General features: G+C 66.7%; 8 protein-coding genes and 1 riboswitch. All 8 genes read right to left on the reverse strand.

The window, feature by feature from the left end:
* Position 1: 1 nt before the first annotated feature.
* The gene (locus ACTQ49_RS13325) at positions 2 to 811 is read right to left on the reverse strand and encodes an ABC transporter ATP-binding protein (RefSeq protein ID WP_441828325.1); all 810 of its coding nucleotides are present in this window, start codon (positions 809 to 811) and stop codon (positions 2 to 4) included.
* Entirely contained in the window at positions 808 to 1,638 is an 831-nt protein-coding gene (gene nikC, locus ACTQ49_RS13330; protein WP_441828326.1) for a nickel transporter permease, read from the reverse strand. The genes ACTQ49_RS13325 and nikC overlap by 4 nt, the downstream gene beginning before the upstream one ends.
* The gene (locus tag ACTQ49_RS13335; protein WP_441828327.1) at positions 1,635 to 2,582 is read right to left on the reverse strand and encodes an ABC transporter permease; all 948 of its coding nucleotides are present in this window, start codon (positions 2,580 to 2,582) and stop codon (positions 1,635 to 1,637) included. The genes nikC and ACTQ49_RS13335 overlap by 4 nt, the downstream gene beginning before the upstream one ends.
* Entirely contained in the window at positions 2,575 to 4,095 is a 1,521-nt protein-coding gene (locus ACTQ49_RS13340) for an ABC transporter substrate-binding protein (protein ID WP_441828328.1), read from the reverse strand. Before ACTQ49_RS13340 ends, ACTQ49_RS13335 begins: the two co-directional genes overlap by 8 nt.
* 152 nt (positions 4,096 to 4,247) lie before the next feature.
* Positions 4,248 to 4,428: riboswitch (cobalamin riboswitch) on the reverse strand.
* 142 nt (positions 4,429 to 4,570) lie between these two features.
* Complete coding sequence (locus ACTQ49_RS13345) at positions 4,571 to 5,179, reverse strand: MATE family efflux transporter (RefSeq protein WP_441828329.1); 609 nt, start codon at positions 5,177 to 5,179, stop codon at positions 4,571 to 4,573.
* Positions 5,180 to 6,228: 1,049 nt separating this feature from the next.
* Positions 6,229 to 6,474, reverse strand: coding sequence for a hypothetical protein (locus ACTQ49_RS13350; protein ID WP_441828330.1), 246 nt, complete (start codon positions 6,472 to 6,474; stop codon positions 6,229 to 6,231).
* On the reverse strand, positions 6,452 to 6,781 hold the full coding sequence (locus tag ACTQ49_RS13355; RefSeq protein WP_441828331.1) for a hypothetical protein: 330 nt from the start codon (positions 6,779 to 6,781) through the stop codon (positions 6,452 to 6,454). Before ACTQ49_RS13355 ends, ACTQ49_RS13350 begins: the two co-directional genes overlap by 23 nt.
* A 162-nt stretch (positions 6,782 to 6,943) precedes the next feature.
* A complete protein-coding gene (locus ACTQ49_RS13360) occupies positions 6,944 to 7,498 on the reverse strand; it encodes a GNAT family N-acetyltransferase (protein ID WP_441828332.1) in 555 nt (184 codons plus the stop codon).
* Positions 7,499 to 7,679 lie beyond the last annotated feature (181 nt).

Genomic DNA, 7,679 nt, shown 5'->3' on the forward strand with positions numbered 1-7,679 from the left:
CTCACGCTCCCTGCTGGGTGACCGGCAGCCGGTCCAGGTCCCGATCGATCGGCGGCAGCGCCGCGAACAATCCGCGGGTGTAGGGATGGCTGGGGCGGGCCGCGATCTCAGCAACGCCGCCCTGTTCCACGATCTCGCCGTGGCGCAGCACCGCCATCCGGTCGGCGTGGGCCCGGACGCAGCGCAGGTCATGGGTGATGAACAGCACTGCACAGCCCGTCCTGGTCCGCAGCTGGTCGATCCGGGCCAGGACGTCGGCCTGGGTCACGGCATCCAGGGCGGTGGTCGGTTCGTCGGCGATCAACAACCGTGGCCGGGCCATGACGGCCGTCGCCAGGACCACCCGCTGCAACTGCCCGCCGCTGAGCTGGAAGGGGTAACGGCTGGCCGTGGCCTCCGGGTCCAGTCCCACCTCCTCCAGCGCGGTCAGGATGGTGCTGCGATAGGCCGAACTGCTCGTCGTCCTGTGCGCCCGCAGCGCCTCGGCCATGTGGGCACCGATCCGGTGGTACGGGGAGAAGGCCCCGGCGTAGTTCTGGAAGACGTAGCAGATCTCCGTCCCTCGGATCCGACGCATGTTCCGGCGGCCCTGGGTCAGCAGGTCATGTTCGCCCAGCCGCAGCATGGTGGCCGTGCGAGTCAGGCCAACCGGCAGCAGGTCCCCAATCGCATGGGCGGTCACGCTCTTGCCGGAGCCGCTCTCGCCCACCAGTGCGAACCATTCGCCGGGCCGCACGTCAACGTCGATTCCGTGCACCAATTCCACTCCGCGGGGTGCCGTGACCCTCAGGTCCTGGATCTGCAGGGTCATGTCGCTGCTCCCGTCGTGATCCGGGTGGGGTCGGTGGAGTACTGCCGGGCCAGTGCGTCGCCGGCCAGGCTGGTCAGCAGCACCACGACGAAGATCGCCAACCCGGGGGCGAACATCAACAGCGAGGTCCGGCCGAAGTAGGCCCGCCCCTCGTTCAGCATGGCGCCCCATTCCGGGGAGGGCTGGGGCACGCCCAGCCCCAGGAAGGACAGGGAGGCCACCAGCAGGACGATCTTGCCGATGTCCAGCGTGACCAGGCTGAGCACGGGGCCGATCACGTGCGGGACCAGGTGCCGGTGGATGATCCGGGTGGTCCGCGCGCCACTGATCCTGGCGGACATGAAGTAGTCCCGGGTCTTCTCCTCCACGACGATGCTGCGCACCAGCCGGGTGTAGCCGATCCACTTGACCACGACGATCGCGAAGACCAGGTTGAGCACGCCCGGCCCCAACAGGCCGGTCAGCACAATGGCCACCACATATTCCGGCAGGGCCATGAAGGCGTCGCAAAGCCGCATCAGGACCCAGTCGAGCCGGCCGCCCAGGTAGCCCGAGTAGAGGCCGAGCGGCACGCCGATCCCGGCCGAGAGCGCCAGGGCCAGCATGGAGATCCCCACCGTGGTGCGGCCACCGGTGAGGATCCGGGACCAGATGTCGCGGCCGAGTTGGTCGGTTCCGGCCAGGTGTTGCCAGCTGCTGGGCAGCAGCGCCTGGGACAGGTCCACCCGGAGCGGATCGTGCGGGGCCAGCCAGGGGCCAGCCAGTCCGACCAGCAGGAGCAGGACGACGGCGGTGGCCAGGGTCACGGTGTTGCGGTTGATCGTCATCGTTTTCCCTTCAGCCGGACCTCGGGGCTGATCCACCGGTAGCTGAGGTCCACCAACCGGTTGATCCCGATGATGGCGATGCCGAGCACCAGGATGAAGCCCTGGATCACGGCGTAGTCGCGTCGGGTGACCGCCTCGACGGCGAGCTTGCCCACCCCGGGAAGCCCGAAGACCGCCTCCACCACCACGGAGCCGGACAGCAGGCTGCCCAGGCTGACGCCCATCATGGTGATGACCGGGATCAGGCTGGCCCGCAGGATGTGCTGGCGGCGCAGCGCCCGTTCGGGGACTCCCCGGGCGCGGGCCGAACGGACGAAGTCGCGGTGCTGGCTCTCCTGGAAGGAGTTCCGGAAGAGTTTGATGAAGGGCGGGGCCATGGCGACGGTCAGGGCGACGCAGGGCAGGATCAGCCCCGCGCCGTCGCGCCAGCCGGAGGCCGGCAACAGCCGCAGGTCCACGGCGAACCACTGGATCAGCAGCAGGCCCAGCCAGAAGGTCGGCATGGAGGCGGCGAGGTAGCACCCGGCAGCCACCAGCCGATCGATCCATGTGCCCGGATGCGTGGCGGCCAGGGTCCCCAGGGTCAGCACCGTCGTCAGGGTCATGGCGATCGAGGTCAAGGCCAGCAGGGCGGTTGCGGGCAGGGCCTTGGCCAACTCGTGTGCCACCGTCTGGCCGGTCATCGCCGACATCCCGAGGTCGCCGCGCAGCAGTCCCGACAGGTAGCGCCAGTACCGGATGGCCAAGGGGTCATCCAGCCCCAGCTGGGCGCGGTAGGCGGCAATCTCGTCCTGGCTGAGGGCAATGGTATCCACCCTCAGCACCGACAGTGCGGCGTCGCCGGGGGCCAGGGCCACCACCAGGAAACTCACCACGGTGAGGAACCAGATGCTGAACAGGATCCCGCCCGCGGGTCGCACCAGCCGGACCAGCGGGTCAAGCACGGTCGAGGTCCTTGGTGATCATCGGGTACTCAAACTCATTGGTGGGGGTCTGCCAGCCGGTGACGCCCTTGGCGAAGGCGGCAGTCTCCATGGGGGCCACCAGGTAGCTGTTCAGCTGGCGCTCCCGGACCGTGATCCCCAATTGCTTGGCAACCGTGGCTCGTTCCTCGGTGTTCGGAGCACTGTTGAACTGTTCGATCAGCTTGTTCAAGGCAGGGTCATCCAGCTGCCCATGGTTCTGCGCGCCGCCGTGGGTGAGCGAGCCGTGGATGAAGTAGGAACCGTCGCCCCGGGTCACCGTGTTGGCGGAGTAGGTGGCCACATCCCATTCCTTGCTGGTCAGGTGCTCGTCGATGTTGTCCGCGGTGACGATCTTGAAGCTGATCCCAACCTGGCTGGCGGAGTTCTCCATCACCTGGGCGATCTGGGGCAGCTCGGGCCGTGCCACATAGGTGACGATGTTCATCGTGAGCGGCTTGCCCTTGCTGGTCACCTTGCCATTGCTGACCTCCAGCCCGGCCTGCTGGAAGTACTTGAGTGCCGCCTCCTTGCCGGATGGCCGGGTCACCTGCCCGGGGGAGATGGCGGTCTTGCCGGGGAAGGGATTGTCGGTGGGCTCGGCGTAGCCGCTCATCACGGTCTTGGCGATGGCCGGCCGGTCCATCAAGGCGTCGATTCCCCGACGGAAGGGCTCCTTGGCCCACAGTGCGGCCTGGGGGCCCTTGTAGTTGAACAGCAGGTGGTAGACCCGGGTTCCCGTCCGGGTCTCGACGGTGTACCGGTCGTCCTTCTTCAACCCGTCGAGGGTTTCGGTGGAGGGTCGGTAGATCACGTCGGCCTCCCCGGACTGCAGCGCCAGCAGCCGGGCATTCGCGTCCTGGTTGGCGGTCATGGTGACCCGCTCCAGCTTGGCCTTGCCACCCCAGTACGCGTCGAACCGGCTCAGTTCGGCCGCCCCGGTGGTGTTGAAGCTGTCGAACTTGAACGGCCCGGTGCCGACGGGCTTCTCGATGCCGGCCTCGGGGTCGATGATGGCGGTGTTGAAGTGGATGAATTCGCTCATCAGGCCCGCATAGGGCTTGTCGGTGGTGATGGTGAGGGTCTGCCCGTCGGCCTTCATGGATTCGATCGGCAGCAGCTTCTTCACGCCCGGGTTCTTGCTGATCGCCCGGTCGATGTTCTGCTGCACCACCTGTGCGGTCAGCTTCTTGCCGTTGTGGAAGGTGACCCCGTTGCGGATGGTGAGCTGCCAGGTATGGCCCTTCTGGGTCCAGGCCGTGGCCAGACCGGGGGACAGGGCCCCGGTCTTGATGTCCAGCTTGACCAGCGTCTCGACGGTGCCAGAATTCAGGACGAAGGCCGTCTGCACCACGTGCGGGTCGGTGGTGTTGGCCGGGTAGACGGTCACCAGGCGCAGCGTGTGCGGGGCTCCCGACGAGGCCGAGTCATCCGAGACGCCGCATCCGGTCAGGACAACGGCGGCCGTCATGAGGGCGGCGAGGGTCTTCTTCATGGTGGTTTCTCTCCAGGATCGTGGATGCCAAAGCATCCGGAAGAGAATCCAGGCAGCAGAACACTGCCGACTGGCTGACCTGTGACCGGCCAACAGCGGCTCGTAGCGGGCACGGGTGTGCGCCCATTTTCGTTCCCTCCATCTGCGTGGATTCCTGAACGGACACGCAGGCAGTTCTCCTGGCTCCAGTTCATGGGCCGCACTCGCCTTCCCAGCCCCGAAGGGCCAGTGGCATCGTGAGTGCGGCCTCCCTGTCACAGTGGCGAGACCGCGCCGGACTCACACCGGCTTCTCTGTTGGGCCCTGACGGGCACCTACGTGTACGTGGCGGAGCATAGCACCGGGCCGGGCCAACTCGGCTCGCCCACGGGAACAGATGTGGTGATGCCGCCCCCACATCGTGAAGTGGGGTTCCAGTCAGGGCAATGAAGTGATGACTCCACGGCATGGGTCAGGGGCGTGGAGGTACCTGACGTCAGGCGGTGATCCGCATCCACTTCCCGGAGCCGAAGCGATGGCGCACGATCAGGAAGCGGACGACCTCCTCCAGACTGAGCATGGCGTAGACCCAGGGCAGTGACAGGAGCCAGATGAAGGCGCCGGCCAGGGCAAGCGGCACGCCGACGAGCCACGCGGCGAGGCTTTCGCTGAGCAGTTGGAAGCGGCTGTCTCCACCGGCGGGGAGGATGCCGCCCGAGATCACCTGGTTGGCCACCTTGAACACGAGGTACACGGCCAGGATCCGCAGCACGGCGGTGGCCTGGGTCGCGGCCGTGTGATCGACGGAGTAGAGGTCCACGTAGAGGGGAGCGACGAGGGCAAGCCCCGCGCCGAGGAGCACCGCGCCACCCATCCCGATCCGCAGCAGCAGCCGGGCGTCACCGAGTGCGGCGTCGCGTCGCTGATGGCCCAGGTGATCTCCCATGATCGGGATGGCAGCGGCTGCCAGGCCGCCGGTGAGCCCGAAGATCATGCTCTGCAGGGGATAGGTGAGGGCCATCGCGGCCAGCGACTGTGTGCCGATCCGGCCGTAGACGCCGGTGTAGGTGTTCTCGCTGAGCACCCACAGCAGTTCAGTGGCCACTTGCGGCACGGCTGTCCCGGCGATGGCACAGCTGGTCCTGCGGGGCAGCAGTGCCCAACCTGCATGGTCGCCGACGAGGCGAACCAGACTGGCGGCGACCAGCGTGAGCCAGGCGCCGGCGCATGTGCCGCAAGGGCTCGGGCTTGCCGATCCCCGAGATGGGGTCGCGCAGCGATCGATTGGACGCGATGTCAGCGGCAAGTGATGTAGTGATACTCCGGCCAGACAGGCTCAAATTCCGTGCCGCGAAGCTGGAGGGTACCCACATTGCCTTGCCACGTGAGGCTATAGGTCCCCAGGCTGATCGGGCTGTATCCGTCATCGGCGGAGTACTGGCTCACCGGGGACGTGGTCCACCTCCCTGCAGGAAGGACATGGACAACTCCCGAGCCCAAGAGCAGGAAGGACCTCTCATCCACAACGACGAGACAGCCATCCGGGCCGGACGGCTCGAGCACGTGGTAGGTGCTGGGGAGGTCACTCACGATGCTCCAACCCAGCGCGAGGAGCGTGGTCAGAGCCACTAGCGACCGAGTCAGCCGTCTGGCGACCCATCGCCAGGACACCAGACGCTCTGTTGGTGTTCGTCGCGAACGTGTGGCGGCATGGATGACGAGGCAGATGGCCGAGAGGGTGACTGTCAAGGCACAGACGTGGCTCGGACGAACCACAGTGGTGCCGACCACAAGGAGCTGGCTGATGGGGAAAGGCACTGCTGCAGCCGCGATCGTCAGGCCGGCTGCGACAACCGCCGTGGCTCCTGACCAGGCGTGAAGGCACGCGGCAGACTTGGAGCGGTTCTTTCCCGCTTGAGGTTGAGGCCGGACCGGTGGAGTCATGTGCCGACGCTATGGCCCTGGTCGCGGTGCCGACATCGGACGACGGTCTCGAGCAACGCTTCCAGACTATGCCCGCAGTGCGAGCCACCGTGGAAGCTCGCTGGTCAGCGGGACGAGCCTGCCCCACAGAACCTCCGGGTTCGGGCAGCCAGGGACCCGCACCTGGGCAGCCTTGCCGCCAGCTCGACCAGCGGCAGATGATCGCGTCGCTCAGGCGATCTTCTCGGCGTCGAGGCGGTCAAGGATCCACGAGCGCACCAGCGTCGATGCGGGCAGGTTCCGGGCAGCAGCCGCGGCCTCGACCCTGGCCTGCTCTTGCTCGCTGAGCCTCACCGAGTACACCTTGGCGCGGTTCGGACGCGCCGGCCGAACACCGTTGGTGTAGTCGTCGTCTCGAGTCGCCTCGGACTCGGCGCGCAGTCGGGCAGCAAGGTCACGATCCATCGTCTTCGCCATGACTGGCTTCCTCTCGGTAGAGCCTCAGGTCGGCGCCGGTGGCCGGCCAGGCATTGATCAGGTGAAGGTCGCCGTCCTCGTCACGGAAGGCGATGACGGTCAGCACGCGCCCAGCGCTCGGTGATTGCCCGATGAACCGCGAGGCACCCATCCGGGACTTCGGGTCAGGCTCCATGGCGGCGAGGTTGGGATCGCGCAGGACCTCTTGCGTCCACTTCGGCTCGATGCCCAAGCCGCCTGGGTAGCGCTCGGGGCGCGAGCGCACATAGTGCGCCGTCTCATCGTCCCAGTGGAGGACCTGACCCATGACCAAATTGTACTACAACGTCACACGAAATCGGCTGCTGGGTGTTCGTCGGGACTTTGTCCGGGCGCCCACGCAGCTCAGGGACTTGAGCACCGAAACTCCTTGTCGAACGATGACTGACGCCTGGCGGCAGAGCCGTGACACTCGCGGCAAAAGTGCGCGTCAGAACTGGGGTCGGGGATCGTCGACGAGCCTGCTGAGGATGACGAGATCGACCTTGCCCTCATGGACATATCCGGCGCGGCGGAGCGTGCCTTCTTGGATGAACTTCGCCTTGCGGGCCGTGGCCAGCGAGGCCGCGTTGTCAGTCGCGACGAGGACCTCGACGCGGCCAATGCCTTGGGTGTCGAGGGCCCAGTCGGTGATGGCGGCGAGTGCTCGCGCGGTGATGCCACGGCCACGAGCCCACGGCCCGAGCCAATAGCCGGCCTCAGTCTTGGCCACGTCCCAGTCGGTTCTCTTGAGCCCGATCACGCCGACGAATTGCCCGTCGACCTCGATGGCTCGCTCTAGGGCGGTGCCGCTGGCCAGCTCCTGGGGTGCAATCTCCAGCGCGAAGAACCGTGCGGATTCCTCGGTGTAGGGCTGGGGCAGGGGAAGCCACTTCTGGGTCTGCGGGTCGGAGCAGGCGATCGCGATCGCGGGAACGTCGGCCTCGGTGAGTGGGCGAAGCACGACCCCGTGGGACTTGATGACTTCATCTGCAAACGACGGCATGACGAGACCCTAGCTGTCTTCACGTGGCCCTGCGATGCAATTTCTGCCCACCGCGACGTCGTCCGACTCTCGGCTACTAGTTCCATTGACCTCAGGTCGGGCCTTGGCCGAGGCTCGGTTCAGGTGGTCTGGGGCGGTCGCTCCGTTTGCGGCTGTCCACCGTTGGGTGTGACTTTCATTT

The sequence above is a fragment of the Luteococcus sp. Sow4_B9 genome, from assembly GCF_052116585.1.
Lineage (GTDB): Bacteria > Actinomycetota > Actinomycetes > Propionibacteriales > Propionibacteriaceae > Luteococcus.